This window comes from Nocardia sp. NPDC019323, assembly GCF_044389845.1.
GTDB classification, from domain to species: domain Bacteria; phylum Actinomycetota; class Actinomycetes; order Mycobacteriales; family Mycobacteriaceae; genus Nocardia; species Nocardia implantans.
Genome location: NZ_JBIRYN010000001.1, coordinates 850,020 through 866,398, shown reverse-complemented (window position 1 = coordinate 866,398; position 16,379 = coordinate 850,020). Strand labels below are relative to the sequence as shown.

The window sequence follows — 16,379 nt, the reverse complement described above, 5'->3', positions numbered from 1 at the left end:
ACGGGCGAAGACGCGGTGACCGGCGACGTCGTCGCCGAGCACCGGGCACGGATGCAGCGTTCGGGCTGGTCGGCCGATCCCACCACGGGTGAACTCCAGTTGGAGGACCGCAGCTCGCTGCGCCGCGTCGCGGGCCTGTCCACCGAGCTCACCGACATCACCGAGGTCGAGTACCGGCAGCTGCGCCTGGAGCGCGTCGTGCTGGTCGGGGTATGGACCACGGGGACCGCCACGCAGGCCGAGGCCAGCATGGCCGAGCTGGCCGCGCTCGCCGAGACCGCGGGCTCCGAGGTGCTGGAAGCGCTGATCCAGCGCCGCGACCGGCCGGATCCGGCCACCTACATCGGCTCCGGCAAGGCCGACGAGCTGCGTTCCGTGGTGCTGGAGACCGGCGCGGACACCGTCATCTGTGACGGTGAGCTGACCCCGGCCCAGCTGACCGCCTTGGAGAAGGTGGTCAAGGTCAAGGTGGTCGACCGCACCGCGTTGATCCTGGACATCTTCGCCCAGCACGCCACCTCCAGGGAGGGCAAGGCGCAGGTCTCGCTGGCCCAGATGGAGTACATGCTGCCCCGGCTGCGCGGCTGGGGTGAGTCGATGTCCCGGCAGGCCGGTGGCCGCGCCGGTAGCAACGGCGGCGTGGGCCTGCGCGGTCCCGGTGAGACCAAGATCGAGACCGATCGCCGTCGCATCCGCGAGCGCATGGCCAAGTTGCGGCGGGAGATCCGCGAGATGAAGACCGCGCGCGACACCATGCGAGCGCGCCGCACCTCGAGCGGCATCCCGTCCGTGGCGATCGTCGGCTACACCAACGCCGGGAAGTCGAGCTTGATGAACAAGCTCACCGGCTCGGGCGTGCTGGTCCAGGACGCGCTGTTCGCCACCCTCGATCCGACCACCCGCAGGGCCGAGCTGGACGACGGGCGCGAGGTCGTCTTCACCGACACCGTCGGCTTCGTGCGGCACCTGCCGACTCAGCTGGTCGAGGCGTTCCGCTCCACCTTGGAGGAGGTGACCGGCGCCGACCTGCTGCTGCACGTGGTGGACGGCTCCGACGCGCTACCCGCCGAGCAGATCAAGGCGGTCCGCGAGGTGATCACCGATGTGATCAAGGAGTCCGGCACGCCTGCCCCGCCCGAGCTGCTGGTGGTGAACAAGACCGACGCCATGGGGCCGACCGAGCTCACGAACCTGCGTGCGCTGCTGCCCGACGCCTCGTTCGTCTCCGCGCACAGCGGCGACGGCATCGACGCGCTGCGCGAGCGGCTGGCCGAGATGCTCGGCGGCTTGGACGTGGAGATCAGCGTGCTGTTGCCGTACACGCGCGGTGACCTGCTCGCCCGCATCCACGCGGACGGCCGCATCCTGGGCTCGGATCACGAGGAGGGCGGAACCCGCGTTCGCGCGCGCGTCCCGCACGCTCTCGCCGCCGCCCTGTCGGAGTACGCGCACGCGGGGACCGACGGTACGCGGGAGTAGGCGAGTATCCCGGATCTCACCCCAGCGCGATCGGTGGGCGAGGAGGTGGGAGGCGGTCTCGCCGCCGAACCCGCTGGCGCCGACCGGGTGGACTCCGTCCGACGCCACCAACGCACAGGTCCCCGCCGGGCGCACGAACCACACCGGTCCGGTCGGGACGTGGCCGTCACCGAAGTGCGGGTTCGCGACGGGCTTGCCGGGACAGCGAACAAGCTGGTCATCACCCGGATCGGGCGTGTCGCGGCGCGACGCGCACATCCGGTGCGACGCAGTCGATTTCGTTGCGCTATCGTCATCGAATCGACATCAGGAGGGTTCATGTCGGACGCCAGCTCCGATTCCCGCGCTCGGCGCTCCGGCGCCGCGAACAGCGCCGACCCGGCGCTCACCGACGGCGCGCCGCTGTCGGTTTCGCTGACCGACACCGATCTGCGGGTGATCGACACCCTGCTGGCGCCGCTGCGCGCCTGGACCAGCCCGCGCTTCTACGGCTTGGAGAACATCCCGGCCGATGGCCCGGTGCTGCTGGTCGGTAACCACAATCTGCTGGGCGGCATCGACGCACCGCTGTTGCTGCCCGAGGTGCTGCGCCGTCGCGGCCGCCTCATCCGCGGTCTCGCGGAGAACGTGCTGATCAACGTGCCAGGTGTCCGTCACCTGCTGCACCACTACGGCGCGGTGCGCGGAACGCGGTCGAACTGCCTGTCCTTGCTGCGGCGCGGCGAGGCCGTGCTGGTGTTCCCCGGCGGCGGCCGGGAGGCGGTGCGCCGCAAGAACGAGAAGTACCTGCTGAAGTGGGAAGGGCGCAGCGGTTTCGCGCGCATGGCCATCGAGGCGGGCGCGCCCATCGTTCCGGTCGCGATGATCGGCGTCGACGACGCGTACGACATCGTGGTCGACGGCGACCATCCGCTCCTGCGCCCGCTGCGCTGGACCGTGGAAGCGCTGGGACTCAGCCGCGACCTCACCCCGCCGCTCATCCGCGGCGTCGGCCCCACCGTCATTCCGCGCCCGGAGCGCTTCTATTTCTCCGCGGGCGCGCCCATCGACCCGGCGCCGTGGCGCAACGCGGGCGACATGCACGCCGCCGCCGTGGAATTCCGCGACGTGGTGCGCAAAGCGCTGGAGGAGGAGATGAACTTCCTCTTCGCCGAGCGGGCACGCGACGAAGGACGCACTCTGGTGGGCCGTTTGCGCGGTTGGTTGAAACGCTGACCTCGGCTCGGTCGGTCGCGATCCGACCCGGCGCCGGGCTCGCGCTCACCAGCGCAGGACAAGCCTCTGTTTCGCCGTCGACCAATTCTCCGGTCGGTGCGAAGCCCAGCGAGCGTTAGAAGCCATCAGGGCTGCCCGGCCCGCGGCCGTAACTGGTGTAGAGCGCTCGCACACTTCGTACACGGTCTCCGCGGTGATCCTGCGCAGTTCCACGATGCGCTCGTCGACGGCTGAAGGACCCATCCGCTCTTGGTACCCGAGCACGCACGGGGGTTCAACGCAATTTGCGAACCACCCGCGGTGTCCGGTGCGCCGACGGACCACTCGCTCCGACGAACCTCGTTGCGAATCGTCGGCTCTGCGGAACAACGTCGAGCGGTGTCGTGCTGCCGCGAAGGTCTCGACCGTTTGCCGGGAATCTCGTCCGCTGATCTCTACCCGGTCCGCCGCTCCTGGTGAGACCATGGTTTCAGCCCCAGAAGTGAACAGGGATTCTCGCTCCGGGTACGGTATGGGGCAACGACTGGTCGGTGTGGACCGGCCGGTGTGGTCACTAGGAGGTTGGCGTGGAACGCACACTGTTCGAACCCGAGCACGAACTGTTCCGGGAGTCGTTCCGCAAGTTTCTCGATCAGCACGTCGCGCCGAATCACGCGAAGTGGGAGGAGCAGGGCATCGTCGACCGGGAGGTCTGGCTCGAGGCGGGCAAGCAGGGCTTCCTCGGCATGGCCATGCCGGAGCAGTACGGCGGCGGCGGGGTGAAGGACTTCCGCTACAACGCCATCGTCTCGGAGGAGTGCGTGCGCGGCCAGTACTCCGGCCTGGGCTTCTCGCTGCACAACGATGTGATCGCGCCTTATCTGCTCGAGCTGGCCAACGACGAGCAGAAGCAGCGCTGGTTGCCCGGCTTCTGCGCGGGCGAGATCATCACCGCGATCGCGATGACGGAACCGGGCACCGGTTCGGACCTGCAGGGCATCAAGACCCGCGCGGTGCGCGACGGGGACGACTGGATCCTCAACGGCGCCAAGACCTTCATCACCAACGGCATCAACTCCGACATCGTGATCGTGGTGGCGCAGACCGACCCGGAGAAGGGGGCGATGGGCTTCAGCCTGCTCGTGGTCGAGCGCGGCATGCCCGGCTTCGAGCGCGGCCGCAACCTGGACAAGCTGGGCCTCAAGGCCCAGGACACCGCCGAGCTGAGCTTCACCGACGTGCGCGTGCCCGGCAAGAACCTGCTCGGCACCGAGGGGATGGGCTTCATCCATCTCATGCAGAACCTGCCGCAGGAACGCCTGTCGATCGCGGTCATGGCGGCGGCGGCGATGGAGTCCTGCCTGGACATGACCGTGCAGTACGTCCGCGACCGCAAGGCGTTCGGCAAGCCGATCGGCGCGCTGCAGAACACCCGCTTCGTGCTCGCCGAACTGGCCACCAAGACCACCGCGGTGCGCCTGATGGTCGACAAGTTCATCGAACTGCTCAACGAGGGCAAGCTGGCCGCGGAGGACGCGGCGATGGCCAAGTGGTGGAGCACCGAGGAGCAGCTCGACCTGATCAACCGCTGCCTGCAACTGCACGGCGGATACGGCTACATGAAGGAATACCCCATCGCCAAGGCCTACATGGACGCCCGCATCCAGACCATCTACGGCGGCACCACCGAGATCATGAAGGAGATCATCGGGCGCAGCCTGAAACTGGCCTGATCGCAGGAGAGCCGGCTCGGGCCGTCGGTTGTCGTCGGCCCGGGTTGCGGCACAATCGCCTCTCGAGGCGCGGGCGAACTCGCCGTTCGCCGGTCGCCGGAGTGGAGGAGTTGCGATGCCGAGTCTGGCCAACCAGGTCGTGCGCGGGTACCTGAAGGCGACGCGGGCCAATCGCGTGTTCGTCGATGCCGACGCCGCGCGCCGACGGGTCCTCGAGCGAAGCGTGCGGCCCCGCGACTACGGTCCGCCGCGCCGGCTGCGCGCGGATGTGGACATCACGGTGGAACGCCGGGATGGCTGGCCGGTCTACACCCTCACGCCGCGCGGGCGCCCGCCCCGAGGAAGCGTCGTGTACGCGCACGGCGGCGGCTGGGTGCACGAGTTCGCGCCGCAGCACTGGGCCCTGTGCGCGGCGGTCGCCGCGCAAACCGGTGCGGCCGTGACGGTTCCGATCTATCCGCTGATTCCGTTCGGCACGGCCGGACAGGTCGTCGCGGGCTTCGTCGACCTGGTGCTCGCCAACCGGGAAACCTACGGGAACGTCTGCCTGGCAGGGGATTCCGCCGGTGGGCAGATCGCGCTGTCGGCCGCGGTGGTCCTGCGGGACGAGCACGACGTGCGGCTGCCCGGCACCGTGCTCATCGCACCCGCGCTCGACCTCTCGCTGACCAATCCGGAGATCGAGGTCGTGCAGCCGCGCGACCCGTGGCTGGGCGTCGCGGGATCGCGGGTGTTCATCGACCACTGGCGCGGCGATCTCGAGCTCGCCGACCCGCGCGTCAGCCCACTGGCCGCCGACCCGCTCGGACTCGGCCCGCTGACGGTCTTCTGCGGCACCGACGACATCCTGTGGCCGGACACCCTCCTGCTGGTCGAGGCCGCGCGCGCCGCCGGAGTCGTGGTGGACTACCACGAAGCCCCCGGTCTGCCACACGTTTATCCGCTGACTCCGACCCCGGAAGGGCGCGCCGCGCGTCGGATCGTCATAGAGAGTCTGCGTGGCGCGCTCGCCGGGTGAACGACGTTCCGTGCCGGAAGATCTGCGTTGCTGCATCCGGTCCGGGCCGGGCAGCGCCGCTCCGAGCACGACCGGTCGCTCCGCCGCCATACCGGCAGACCATGCCTGCCGTCGGTCGGTCTCCCTCAATCCGGATCGGCAAACCCCGACGACGCCTACCGAGGGCAGGGCCTCGCAGCCGACGAGCCTCCACGGTGCGAGTGGCGGATCGCCCGCGTCTCATAGGCCCATGACCTGTCGCTCGATCAGCGGGCCCGCACCGGAGAAGGCGGTCACGGCGGCGAGTAGCGGCTCGCGACGCTCGGTGGGCTGTGGCTCACCGCCGGAATCCGAACGGAATCGCCCCCGCGCTCGTTGATTCCGACCCCGAGCTGCACCGCGTCGAAACATGTAGCGCACCCCCGGGTCACGTACCGGTTGCGGGCAGGGTTACGACGAAGCGGGCGCCGGGTGCGCCGTCGGTGACGTGAATGCTGCCGCCGTGGCGTTCCACGACGTCGCGGACGATGGCCAGGCCGAGGCCCGCGCCGCCTTCGTCGCGGCTGCGGGCGTCGTCCAAGCGGACGAATCGCTGGAAGATCCGCTCGCGGTCGGCGGGTGGCACACCTGGTCCGTCGTCGGTGACCGACAGCACCACTCGTCCGTCGGTGTCGCGGTCCACGGCGACGCCGACGGTGGCCGAGGCGTGCCGCTGGGCGTTGTCGACCAGGTTGCCCAGGACGCGGGCGAGCTGGGTACGGCTTCCGGTGACCGCCACGGGCTGTTTCGGTGTCTCGATCCGCACGGCCACCCGGTCGCGGACGCGGTGCTCCAGTTCCTCGCGGACCAGGGCGGTCAGGTCCACCCGATCCGCGCGCGGTTGTTCACCCGCGTCGAGCCGGGCCAGGAGCAAGAGGTCGGCCGCGAGATGTTCCAGCCGGATGGTGTCGCCGATCAGTCCGTCCAGTTCCAGTAGTTCCGGGTGGGCCTGGGCCACCTCGAGCTGGGTGCGCAGGCTAGCGATGGGGCTGCGCAACTCGTGTGCGGCGTCGGCGATGAACCGGCGCTGGCGCTCCGTGGATTCTTCCAGCGCGGCGAGGGTGGCGTTGGTGGTGCTCGCCAGCCTGCCGATCTCGTCGCGGGAACCCGGTTCCGGCACGCGGCGGGACAGATCGCCGTCCACGATCTCGGCGAGCTGTCTGCGGATCGCCTCCACCGGGCGCAGGGCGCGCCGGGTGACCAGCCAGATCACCATGGCGACCACGACGAGCAGCGGGGGAAGGCCGATGAGCATCGCCTGCCGTGCGTCCGCCACCGCGCTGTCGGCGGTCTCCAGCGAGGAGCCCGCGTAGACGGTGACCGGCTGTCCGCCCCGGACGGTCGCCGGGAGGGCGGCGACCCGGAACGGATGCGGTCCGTCCTCGTCGTCCACCGTCAGACGCACGTCACCGAACTCGGCGTCGACCGTCGCGGGATCCGTTGCCTGCGAACGAGTTTCGTCGTCCCCGTCGTCTTCGTCGTCTTCGTCGTCTTCTCGCTCGTCGTCCTCGTCCTCGTCCTCGTCCTCGGACGCCTTGGCATACGGGCCGAAGCCGGCCATCGGCGGTTTGCCCGCGAGGTCGTCATCGGCCGCGAGCACGCGGCGATCGAGCGAAACGACCTGCACCGGTCCGCTTTCCGCGTCGGGGAGCCGCAATCGGGCCGGGTCCGTGCCCGTTGCCAGCTGAGCGGCCACGTCGCGCGCTGTGGTCTCCGCCTGCACTTCGGCGCTGTGCACCAGGTTGTGCCGCAGCACGGCCAGCACCGCGAACCCGGCCGCGGTGAGCGCCACCGCGACCACGACGGTCGCCGCGACCGTGGTGCGCGCGCGGACCGAGCGCCACCAGGCCCGGCCGCGCTCAGGCACGATCGGCCGCCAGCCGGTAGCCCGCGCCGCGCACGGTGGTGATCGATCGCCGCCCGAACGGCGCGTCGATCTTGCGGCGCAACGTGCTGATGTAGACCTCGACGATGTTCGGATCGCCGTCGTAGGCGAAATCCCAGACATGGTGCAGGATATCGGCTTTCGACACCACTTCGCCGGCGCGGACGGCCAGGTGCTCGAGCACGGCGAACTCCTTGGCGGTCAGTGTCACGTCCTGCGCACCGCGGCGGCAGGTCCTGGTCCCGGGGTCGACGATCAGGTCACCGACGCGCAGCACGCGCGCGCCGCCACGGGTCCGGCGGCGCAACAGCGCACGAATGCGGGCCAGCAGCACCAGGTAGGAGAACGGCTTGCTGAGATAGTCGTCGGCGCCGGTGTCCAGCCCCTCGGCCTCGTCGTATTCGCCGTCTTTCGCGGTCAGCATGAGCACGGGCGTCTCGTGACCACCGGCCCGCAGCGCGGCGCAGACGCGGTAGCCGTTCATGCCGGGCAGCATGATGTCCAAGATGATCAAGTCGTAGTCGGTGGTCGTCGCCAAGTGCAGGCCCTCGGCGCCGTCGTGCACCACATCCACGGCGAATCCCTCCGCCGACAACCCTTTTGCCAGCGTGAGGGCCAGACGTTTCTCGTCTTCGACGATCAGCAGACGCATCCCCCAAGAGTGGCAGACGAATCCTGAAACCGTCTTCAGGTCACTTCAGCTCGCCTTCAGCTCCGATCGCCACAGTGGACGCATTCGGAATCAACACTCCCGCAGGAGGTTTCCCATGACAACCGTAATCCGCCGCGCCTACGCAGGTCTTCGCTGGCTGCTCGTCGGCACGGCCGTCGCGGCCGCCGTCGTCGGTCTGAGTGCGGTCCTGGCCGCGGTCGCCACCGGCGGTCCGGACGATCACACCGTCGCGTTCCGCTCGGTCGCGGCGAACCGGTCACTGGTGGCCGACCCCGCGATCAGCAGGCAGCAGGCCATCGACAAGGCGCTGGCGACCGTGCCGGGCGGTCGGGTCGGGTCCGTCGAATTCGACACCGATCGCGGGGTCGCGGTGTGGGACGTGGAGCTCACCACTGCCGACGGCGTGGAGCACGACGTGACGATCGATGCGAACAGCGGCCAGGTCCGCGCCGTGGTCGACCACGACTGACCGCCACGCCCTTAGTCGCAGGACACCGGTGTGACGGACTCGGGCATGGGTAAGCGCCAGGTTTCGCTGCCGGGCGGCAGGGATCTGGAGGGAGATCCCAGCCGCAGTGCGGGGATCCTGGCCGGCCCCGTGCGTGGCGCGGGAAACGGGAGCCTGGAAGATTTCGCCCGCTGAAGGTTTGCCCCGGAGTAGCCTCGAGTTGTCCACTCGAGGAATCGAGGTCGGGATGCACGAAATGGCCATCACACGGTGCGTCATCGACGCCGTCTGTGAGCACGCGGCGGGCCGGCGGGTCCACTCCGTCACCGTCGAGGTCGGCGCGCTGTGCGCCGTCGTGCCCGATGCCATGCGGTTCTGTTTCGAAGTCGCGGCCGAGGCGACGGTCGCCGAGGGCGCGGAACTGGTTCTGGTGGAGATCCCGGGTGTGGCGGCCTGCCGCACCTGCGGCGCCGAGTTCCGGCTGCCGGACCCGATCCCGCTGTGTCCGTGCGGCAGCGCCGATGTCGAGATCCGCGCCGGGCGCGAGCTGCGCATCCGATCCATGGAGGTGAGTGAGGCATGTGCGCAACCTGCGGGTGCGGCGACGACGCCGCCGCGCTGATCCGCGTCCCACACGATCACCAGCACGCCGACGGCCACGACCACACCCATGCGGACCACGAGCACCCGCATGAGCACGGCTCCGGCGCCGACCACGCCCACGTGCCCGCCACCGAGACGGTCACCCTCGAGCTGAAGGTCCTCGCCAAGAACGACGAGCTGGCGCAGCGCAATCGCGCCTGGCTGGCCGAGCGCGGCATCGTCGCGCTCAACATGACCAGTTCCCCCGGCGCGGGCAAGACGACTTTGCTGGAACGCACCATCCGCGAGTCGGGCCAGGCTCCGATCGCGGTGATCGAGGGGGACCAGGCGACATTGCTGGACGCCGAACGGATCGAGGCGACGGGGTGCCGGGTGGTGCAGGTCAACACCGGCGCGGGATGCCACCTGGACGCCGAGATGATGTATCGCGCCCTGGAGACGCTCGACCCCGCGCCGGGCACGCTGCTGTTCGTGGAGAACGTCGGCAACCTGGTCTGCCCCGCGCTGTTCGATCTGGGGGAGCGGGCGAAGGTAGTGGTCATCTCGGTGACCGAGGGGACCGACAAACCGCTGAAGTATCCGCACATGTTCCAGGCCGCGGGACTGGTGCTGGTGAACAAGACCGACCTGCTGCCGTATGTCGATTTCGACCTGGATCGATGCCGGGAATACATCCGTTCGATACACCCCGGCGTCGAGGTCCTGCCGCTGTCGGTCAGCACCGGAGAAGGGCTGTCTACCTGGTACGACTGGCTTGCCGATGAGCGTCGCGCGGCGGGTACGGCGGCTCTTGAGGATGCTGCCGGGCGCGCTTAGAGTGAGGTGATCAGGATCACAGCTGCGGGTGACCCCTTCTTCGAGAAAGGTGAGATCCGGCCCCCCGTGGTCCGCTGCGGGAGGTGGCGAGATGCCCACTCAGGAAGCAGTACGAGCCGAAGAGACCCTGATCCATGTGCTGTGGATCAACGCGGGCCTCAGTTGTGACGGTGACTCGGTCGCCTTGACGGCGGCCACGCAGCCGAGCATCGAAGAGATCGCCCTCGGCGCGCTCCCCGGTCTGCCCAAGATCGCCGTGCACTGGCCGCTGATCGATTTCGAGTGCGGTCCCAACGGCGGTGCGGACGACTTCCTGGAGTGGTTCTTCAAGGCCGACCGCGGGGAACTGGAACCGTTCGTGCTGGTGGTCGAGGGCTCGATCCCGAACGAACAGATCAAGAAGGAGGGCTACTGGTGCGGGTTCGGCAACAATCCCGCCACCGGCCAGCCCATGACGACCAGCGAATGGCTCGACCGGCTCGCGCCGAAGGCCACGGCCATCGTCGCGGCGGGCACCTGCGCGACCTACGGCGGCATCCACGCGATGGCGGGCAACCCGACCGGCGCGATGGGCGTGCCGGACTATCTCGGCTGGGACTGGAAGAGCAAGGCCGGTATCCCGATCGTCTGCGTGCCCGGCTGCCCCATCCAACCGGACAACATGTCCGAGACGCTCACCTATCTGCTCTACATGGCGACCGGCCAGGCGCCGATGATCCCCCTCGACGACGCGCTGCGGCCCAAGTGGCTGTTCGGGGCCACCGTGCACGAGGGCTGCGACCGCGCGGGCTACTACGAGCAAGGTGAGTTCGCCACCGAGTACGGCTCGCCGAAATGCATTGTGAAACTCGGCTGCTGGGGGCCCGTGGTCAAGTGCAACGTGCCCAAGCGTGGCTGGATCAACGGCTTGGGCGGCTGCCCGAACGTGGGCGGCATCTGCATCGGCTGCACCATGCCGGGCTTCCCGGACAAGTTCATGCCGTTCATGGACGAACCACCCGGCGGGAAGTTCTCGTCCACCGCATCGGGGCTCTACGGATCGGTGATCCGCAGCCTCCGTCACATCACCGGGCGCACGGTCGACAAGGAGCCGCACTGGCGGCACCGGGGCCGGAAGCTGGAGACCGGCGCGACCCGCACCTGGTAGGAGGTTCTCTGATGACCCGGATCATCCCGGAGCCGTCGCACAAGACGATCGAGCCGGACCGCCTCGTCGAGATGGCGTGGGACCCGATCACCCGCATCGTCGGCAGCCTCGGCATCTACACGAAAATCGACTTCGAGAATCGGGAAGTGGTCGAGTGCCACAGCACCTCCTCGATCTTCCGCGGCTACTCGATCTTCATGAAGGGCAAGGACCCGCGCGACGCGCACTTCATCACCAGCCGCATCTGCGGTATCTGCGGCGACAACCACGCCACCTGTTCGTGCTACTGCCAGAACATGGCCTACGGCGTGCGTCCGCCGCACCTCGGCGAGTGGGTGGTCAACCTGGGCGAGGCCGCCGAGTACATGTTCGACCACAACATCTTCCAGGAGAACCTGGTCGGCGTGGACTACTGCGAGAAGATGGTCTCCGAGACCAACCCCGGCGTGCTGGCCAGGGCGGAGAACACCGAGGCCCCGCACGCGGGCGACCACGGGTATCGCACCGTCGCGGACATCATGCGTGCGCTCAACCCGTTCACCGGTGAGTTCTATCGGGAGGCGTTGCAGGTCAGCCGGATCACCCGGGAGATGTTCTGCTTGATGGAGGGCAGGCACGTCCATCCGTCCACGCTGTATCCCGGTGGGCCGGGCACGGTCGCGACCATCCAGTTGATGACCGACTACCTGTCCCGGCTGATGCGCTACGTGGAGTTCATGAAGAAGGTCGTGCCGATGCACGACGACCTGTTCGACTTCTTCTACGAAGCGATGCCGGGGTACGAGAAGGTCGGTCTGCGCCGCACGCTGCTCGGCTGCTGGGGCTCCTTCCAGGACCCGGAGGTCTGCAACTTCGAGTACAAGGACATGGCCGACTGGGGCCGCAAGATGTACGTGACCCCCGGCGTCGTGGTCGACGGCAAGCTGCTGACCACCTCCCTGGTCGACATCAACTTGGGTCTGCGGATCCTGCTGGGCAGTTCGTACTACGAGGACTGGACCGATCAGGAGATGTTCGTCAAGACCGATCCGCTGGGCAACCCGGTGGACCGGCGCCATCCCTGGAACCAGCACACCAATCCCCGGCCGCAGAAACGCGACCTGGACGAGAAGTACAGCTGGGTCATGTCGCCGCGCTGGTTCGACGGCACCGACTACCTCTCCCTGGACACCGGCGGCGGTCCGCTGGCTCGGCTGTGGTCGACGGCGCTGGCGAACCTGATCGACATCGGCTACGTCAAGGCCACCGGGCACAGCGTGCAGATCAACCTGCCCAAGACCGCGCTCAAAGGTCCGGTGACGCTGGAGTGGAAGATTCCGGTGCACGGCAGCAACACCCTCGAGCGCAACCGCGCGCGCACCTATTTCCAGGCGTACGCGGCGGCCTGCGCGCTGCACTTCGCGGAGAAGGCGATGGCGGAGATCCGGGCGGGCCACACCAAGACCTGGGAGAAGTTCGAGGTACCGGAAGAGGGCATCGGCTGCGGCTTCACCGAGGCGGTGCGCGGCGTGCTGTCGCATCACATGGTGATCCGGGACGGCAAGATCGCGAACTACCACCCGTATCCGCCGACGCCGTGGAACGCGAGCCCACGCGACAGCTTCGGCACACCGGGACCCTACGAAGACGCGGTGCAGGGCCAGCCGATCTTCGAGGAGAACGACCGCGAGCACTTCAAGGGCATCGACGTCATGCGCACCGTGCGCAGTTTCGATCCCTGCCTGCCGTGCGGCGTGCACATGTACCTCGGCAAGGGCAAGACGCTGGAGAAGCTGCACTCACCGACGCAGACGCTCACACCCGAGTGAGTCCGCGTCGGGCGAAACGACCCGGAGGTGACGGTGGAGGATCGCCCGGACGGCCGGGACGACGCGACGCTCGACGACTCCCGGTGGCGCGAAGCCGGTGATCGCATCGAGACCTTGCTGGAAGCGAGTTCGGCGGGCGGCGCGCTCGCCCGCGAACGCGCGGAGCAACTGGTGCGCGAACTGGTCGGACTCTACGGCGCGGGACTGACCCGCGTGCTCGAGCTGCTCGACGACGCGGCGGTCGATCGGCTGGCCCGCGACGATCTGGTCGCGAGTCTGCTGCTCGTCCACGGGTTGCATCCGCACGATGTGACCACCCGCGTGGCGAACGCGCTGGACAGCGTGCGTCCGTATCTCGGATCCCACGGCGGCGACGTCCATCTGGTCGACGTCGCCGACGGCGTGGTCCGGTTGGAGCTGGCGGGTAGCTGCAAGAGCTGTCCGTCCTCGTCGGTGACGCTCGAACTGGCCGTGGAGGACGCGGTGCGGGCGGCCGCGCCGGAGATCGAGTCCATCGAAGTCGTCGCCGCGCGGACCGAGTCGGCGGGGGTGATCTCCGCCGACTCGCTGTTCTCACGCGTGCGGGCGGACGGTGCGCGGTCCGGCAGCTGGGTCGCGGTCCCCGAACTGGCCGAACTCGGCGCGGGGGAGGTGGGTGGCTTCGCCCTCGCCGGGCTGACCGTGCTCGCCTGCCGGGTTGGCGAGCAGCTGTACGCCTACCGCGACCACTGCCCGGCGTGCGAGCGCTCGCTCGCGGGTGCGGCGCTGGAGCGGCGCGTGGGTTTCCCGGCCGGTGACGCGGTGCTGCGGTGCCCGACTTGCCGGGCACACTACGACGTGGTGCACGCCGGCGCCAGGGTCGACGGCGACGGGCATCTCGAACCGCTGCCCGTGCTCGTGCGCTCCGGCGAACTGTCGGTGGCGGTGCCGGCGGAGGTCGGCGGGTGAGCACACCGTTTCGCGCGCTGCGGCGGATCGCCGCCGATCGCGGGCCCGCCCCAAGGCCCGGCGAGCGGTGCGAGATGTGCGCGGAGCCCATCGCCGAGCGGCACCAGCATGTGGTGAACGTCGAAGGCAGACAGCTGATGTGCGTGTGCCGTGGCTGCTACCTGTTGTTCGTCGACCAGAAGGCGGAGCTGCGCTATCGGGCGGTGCCGGACCGGTATCTCGCGTTCCCCGATTTCACGATCAGCCGGGCGGAATGGGACGCGCTGGACATCCCGGTGAGTCTGGCGTTCTTCTTCCGCAATTCCGCGCTGGACCGGACGGTGGCGTTCTATCCAGGGCCCGCAGGCGCGACGGAGTCGGAATTGCCACTGGAACAATGGAATTCGATTCTCAACCGGCATCCCGAGCTGGACGTGCTCGCTCCCGATGTGGAAGCGCTGCTCATCCGGGTGCCCGACCGCCGCACCGAGCGGGCGGCGTGCCTGCTGCTGCCGATCGACGCCTGCTATGAGTTCGTCGGCCGGATGCGGCTGCTGTGGCACGGATTCGACGGCGGCCAGGACGTGCACCGGTATCTGGAGCAGTTCTTCGCCGACGCGTCGGCGCGCGCGAGAGCCGGTGGTGCTGCATGAGCCCGGTGTACTCGACGACGTTCGCGGTGCTCGAGATCAAACCCGAGCCGTACGCCGTCGCGCCGATCCTGTCCGCGCGCGTCGGCATCGCCGCGCTCGCCGAGGAACCGGTGCACGCCATCGCCCTGCGCGCGCAGGTGCGCATCGAGCCGTTCCGCCGCGGCTACTCCGACGAGGAGGCCGCGGGGCTGGTCGATCTGTTCGGTCCGCGCGAACGGTGGCACGAGACCCAGCGTTCGTTCCTGTGGATGCACTGCGCCACCATGGTGCCGAGCTTCACCGGCGGCGCCCAGGTGGACCTGCCGATGCCGTGCACCTACGACTTCGAGGTGACCGGATCGAAGTACCTGCACGCGTTGCGCGAGGGCGTGGTTCCGCTGCTGTTCCTGTTCAGCGGGACGGTCTTCATCCGTGGCACGACCGGATTCGCCATCCAGCAGATCCCGTGGGACCGCGAGGACAAGTTCGCGATGCCGGTGTCGGTATGGCAGGGCCTGATGGACGCGTACTTCCCCAATACCGGGTGGGTGCGGCTGCACAACGACACGCTCCGCGCGCTGGCCGGCTACAAATCCAGCCATGGCCTTCCCGGCTTCGACGACGCGGTGACCCGCCTGCTGACCAGCGCCGAGGAGACGCCGTGACGACCACGCAAGCACGCGCCCGCGCCCGCGCCGTGGCCGACGCGGTGCTCTACGAGGGCTATCTGCTCTATCCCTACCGTGCCGACGCGCGCAAGAACCAGTCGCGCTGGCAGTTCGGCGTGCTCGGGCCGCCCGGGGCCGCCGCGGCCGGCATCGGCGAGGAGTCGACGCTGTCGGCCCAGTGCCTGATCGATCCGGGCGAGTATCCCGAACTCACCGTGACCGTGCGGTTCCTGCAACTGCAGCGCCGGCAAGTGGTGGACGAGGACGGCACGCCCGTGGCGGAGCTGACCGACGGCGCGCGGTCGTGGCTGTCCTGGGACGAGGCGGTCGAGCAGGAGATCACCGTCGGCCCCGTCGCGCCCGGGCGTCTGGTCCACCCGCTCGACATCCCGGGCGGCTGCGACGCCGAGCGGATCGCCATGGCCGCCGTCCCCGCGCCCGGCACGTTCGTGCGGACCCGGCTGCCGCTGGCGGGCGAGCTCGAACTCGCCGCCGACCGCGACGACGGCTTCCTGCGGCTGACGGTCGTCCTGCGCAACGTCGGCGCGCCCGCGACCGACAAGCGCGACGCCATCGCCCGCTCGCTGATCGGCGCGCACGTCATCGCGGAGATCATCGGCGGCCAGTTCGTCTCCCTGCTGGAACCGCCGCCCGACGCCACCGCGGCGGCCGCCCGCTGCGACCGATACCGCTGCTTCCCGGTGCTCGCGGGGCCGCCCGGCGATCACAGCGTGGTGCTCATCTCGCCGATCATCCTCTACGACCATCCGGAGATCGCGGAGCAGAGCGAAGGCGCGCTGTTCGACTCCACCGAGATCGACGAGATCCTCACGCTGCGCATCCTCACCATGACCGACGCGGAGAAGGCGCGGGCCCGGGCCACCGACCCGCGCGCGGCGGAGATCATCGACCGGTGCGAGGCCATGTCGCCCGACGCGATGCGGCAGCTGCACGGCGTGCTGCGCGACCCGCACGCCGAAGGTCCCGGGTTGATCCCGGAGGTCCCCGAAGGCGTCGATTGGTGGGACCCGCTGGCCGACGGCGCCGTTCGCCCTGACCTCGACGCCGTGCCGGTCGCGGGCGCGCTGGTCCGCAAGGGCAGCCGCGTCCGGCTGCATCCCGCGCGGCGGGCCGACGCCCAGGATCTGTTCTTCGACGGGCAGTGCGCGCGGGTCGTCTCCGTGCACCAGGACGTCGACGGGCAGGCGCACGTCGGGGTGGTTCTGGATGCCGATCCGGCGGCCGAGCTGCACGAATGGTACGGGCGCTACCTGTATTTCGCGCCCGACGAACTGGAGCCGCTCGGCGGCACCGAGGAATGAAAGGAAGT

General features: G+C 69.2%; 15 protein-coding genes. 13 read left to right on the top strand and 2 right to left on the bottom strand.

Annotated features, from left to right (window positions below; genetic code table 11):
- The first annotated feature begins 51 nt into the window (after window positions 1–51).
- From hflX to ACH49X_RS04035, 4 genes are all read left to right on the top strand, one after another.
- Entirely contained in the window at window positions 52–1,479 is a 1,428-nt protein-coding gene (gene hflX, locus ACH49X_RS04050; RefSeq protein ID WP_195082385.1) for a GTPase HflX, read from the top strand.
- Between the two features lie 318 nt (window positions 1,480–1,797).
- Window positions 1,798–2,694: a lysophospholipid acyltransferase family protein gene (locus tag ACH49X_RS04045; RefSeq protein ID WP_195082162.1), complete on the top strand. Its 897-nt coding sequence runs from the start codon at window positions 1,798–1,800 to the stop codon at window positions 2,692–2,694.
- Between the two features lie 566 nt (window positions 2,695–3,260).
- A complete protein-coding gene (locus ACH49X_RS04040) occupies window positions 3,261–4,406 on the top strand; it encodes an acyl-CoA dehydrogenase family protein (RefSeq protein ID WP_195082163.1) in 1,146 nt (381 codons plus the stop codon).
- Window positions 4,407–4,521: 115 nt separating this feature from the next.
- A complete protein-coding gene (locus ACH49X_RS04035) occupies window positions 4,522–5,424 on the top strand; it encodes an alpha/beta hydrolase (protein ID WP_357206793.1) in 903 nt (300 codons plus the stop codon).
- A gap of 406 nt (window positions 5,425–5,830) precedes the next feature.
- On the opposite strand, the gene ACH49X_RS04030 is transcribed toward ACH49X_RS04035, so the two are convergent.
- The gene (locus ACH49X_RS04030) at window positions 5,831–7,309 is read right to left on the bottom strand and encodes a HAMP domain-containing sensor histidine kinase (protein WP_357206791.1); all 1,479 of its coding nucleotides are present in this window, start codon (window positions 7,307–7,309) and stop codon (window positions 5,831–5,833) included.
- A complete protein-coding gene (locus tag ACH49X_RS04025) occupies window positions 7,302–7,979 on the bottom strand; it encodes a response regulator (RefSeq protein ID WP_195082166.1) in 678 nt (225 codons plus the stop codon). Before ACH49X_RS04025 ends, ACH49X_RS04030 begins: the two co-directional genes overlap by 8 nt.
- Window positions 7,980–8,094: 115 nt before the next feature.
- Between ACH49X_RS04025 and ACH49X_RS04020 the strand changes: the two genes are divergently transcribed.
- The 9 genes from ACH49X_RS04020 (at window position 8,095) to ACH49X_RS03980 (ending at window position 16,371) form a co-directional block, all read left to right on the top strand.
- Window positions 8,095–8,469 carry a PepSY domain-containing protein gene (locus ACH49X_RS04020; RefSeq protein ID WP_195082167.1) on the top strand — a complete coding sequence of 125 codons (375 nt, stop codon included), beginning with the start codon at window positions 8,095–8,097 and terminating at the stop codon, window positions 8,467–8,469.
- 226 nt (window positions 8,470–8,695) lie between these two features.
- On the top strand, window positions 8,696–9,070 hold the full coding sequence (locus tag ACH49X_RS04015; RefSeq protein ID WP_195082168.1) for a hydrogenase maturation nickel metallochaperone HypA: 375 nt from the start codon (window positions 8,696–8,698) through the stop codon (window positions 9,068–9,070).
- Window positions 9,028–9,867, top strand: a complete 840-nt coding sequence (gene hypB / locus ACH49X_RS04010) for a hydrogenase nickel incorporation protein HypB (RefSeq protein WP_195082169.1) — start codon at window positions 9,028–9,030, stop codon at window positions 9,865–9,867. Before ACH49X_RS04015 ends, hypB begins: the two co-directional genes overlap by 43 nt.
- A 91-nt stretch (window positions 9,868–9,958) precedes the next feature.
- Window positions 9,959–11,014, top strand: a complete 1,056-nt coding sequence (locus tag ACH49X_RS04005; RefSeq protein WP_067808970.1) for a hydrogenase expression protein HypE — start codon at window positions 9,959–9,961, stop codon at window positions 11,012–11,014.
- A gap of 11 nt (window positions 11,015–11,025) precedes the next feature.
- Window positions 11,026–12,822, top strand: a complete 1,797-nt coding sequence (locus tag ACH49X_RS04000) for a nickel-dependent hydrogenase large subunit (protein ID WP_195082170.1) — start codon at window positions 11,026–11,028, stop codon at window positions 12,820–12,822.
- A 33-nt stretch (window positions 12,823–12,855) separates the two neighbouring features.
- On the top strand, window positions 12,856–13,770 hold the full coding sequence (locus tag ACH49X_RS03995; RefSeq protein WP_397069156.1) for a NifU family protein: 915 nt from the start codon (window positions 12,856–12,858) through the stop codon (window positions 13,768–13,770).
- Window positions 13,767–14,402, top strand: coding sequence for a DUF5947 family protein (locus ACH49X_RS03990; RefSeq protein ID WP_357206787.1), 636 nt, complete (start codon window positions 13,767–13,769; stop codon window positions 14,400–14,402). Before ACH49X_RS03995 ends, ACH49X_RS03990 begins: the two co-directional genes overlap by 4 nt.
- Window positions 14,399–15,046: a DUF6084 family protein gene (locus ACH49X_RS03985; RefSeq protein ID WP_195082172.1), complete on the top strand. Its 648-nt coding sequence runs from the start codon at window positions 14,399–14,401 to the stop codon at window positions 15,044–15,046. The genes ACH49X_RS03990 and ACH49X_RS03985 overlap by 4 nt, the downstream gene beginning before the upstream one ends.
- Window positions 15,043–16,371: a hypothetical protein gene (locus tag ACH49X_RS03980; protein WP_195082173.1), complete on the top strand. Its 1,329-nt coding sequence runs from the start codon at window positions 15,043–15,045 to the stop codon at window positions 16,369–16,371. The genes ACH49X_RS03985 and ACH49X_RS03980 overlap by 4 nt, the downstream gene beginning before the upstream one ends.
- Window positions 16,372–16,379: the final 8 nt, after the last annotated feature.

Excerpts from the sequence above, each read along its gene's own strand:
- ACH49X_RS04020 (WP_195082167.1), top strand. The coding sequence starts at position 8,095 with ATGACAACCGTAATCCGCCGCGCCTACGCAGGTCTTCGCTGGCTGCTC.
- ACH49X_RS04000 (WP_195082170.1), top strand. The coding sequence starts at position 11,026 with ATGACCCGGATCATCCCGGAGCCGTCGCACAAGACGATCGAGCCGGAC.
- ACH49X_RS04035 (WP_357206793.1), top strand. The coding sequence starts at position 4,522 with ATGCCGAGTCTGGCCAACCAGGTCGTGCGCGGGTACCTGAAGGCGACG.
- ACH49X_RS04025 (WP_195082166.1), bottom strand. The coding sequence starts at position 7,979 with ATGCGTCTGCTGATCGTCGAAGACGAGAAACGTCTGGCCCTCACGCTG.
- ACH49X_RS04015 (WP_195082168.1), top strand. The coding sequence starts at position 8,696 with ATGCACGAAATGGCCATCACACGGTGCGTCATCGACGCCGTCTGTGAG.
- ACH49X_RS04045 (WP_195082162.1), top strand. The coding sequence starts at position 1,798 with ATGTCGGACGCCAGCTCCGATTCCCGCGCTCGGCGCTCCGGCGCCGCG.
- hflX (WP_195082385.1), top strand. The coding sequence starts at position 52 with ATGCAGCGTTCGGGCTGGTCGGCCGATCCCACCACGGGTGAACTCCAG.
- ACH49X_RS03985 (WP_195082172.1), top strand. The coding sequence starts at position 14,399 with ATGAGCCCGGTGTACTCGACGACGTTCGCGGTGCTCGAGATCAAACCC.
- ACH49X_RS04005 (WP_067808970.1), top strand. The coding sequence starts at position 9,959 with ATGCCCACTCAGGAAGCAGTACGAGCCGAAGAGACCCTGATCCATGTG.
- hypB (WP_195082169.1), top strand. The coding sequence starts at position 9,028 with ATGTGCGCAACCTGCGGGTGCGGCGACGACGCCGCCGCGCTGATCCGC.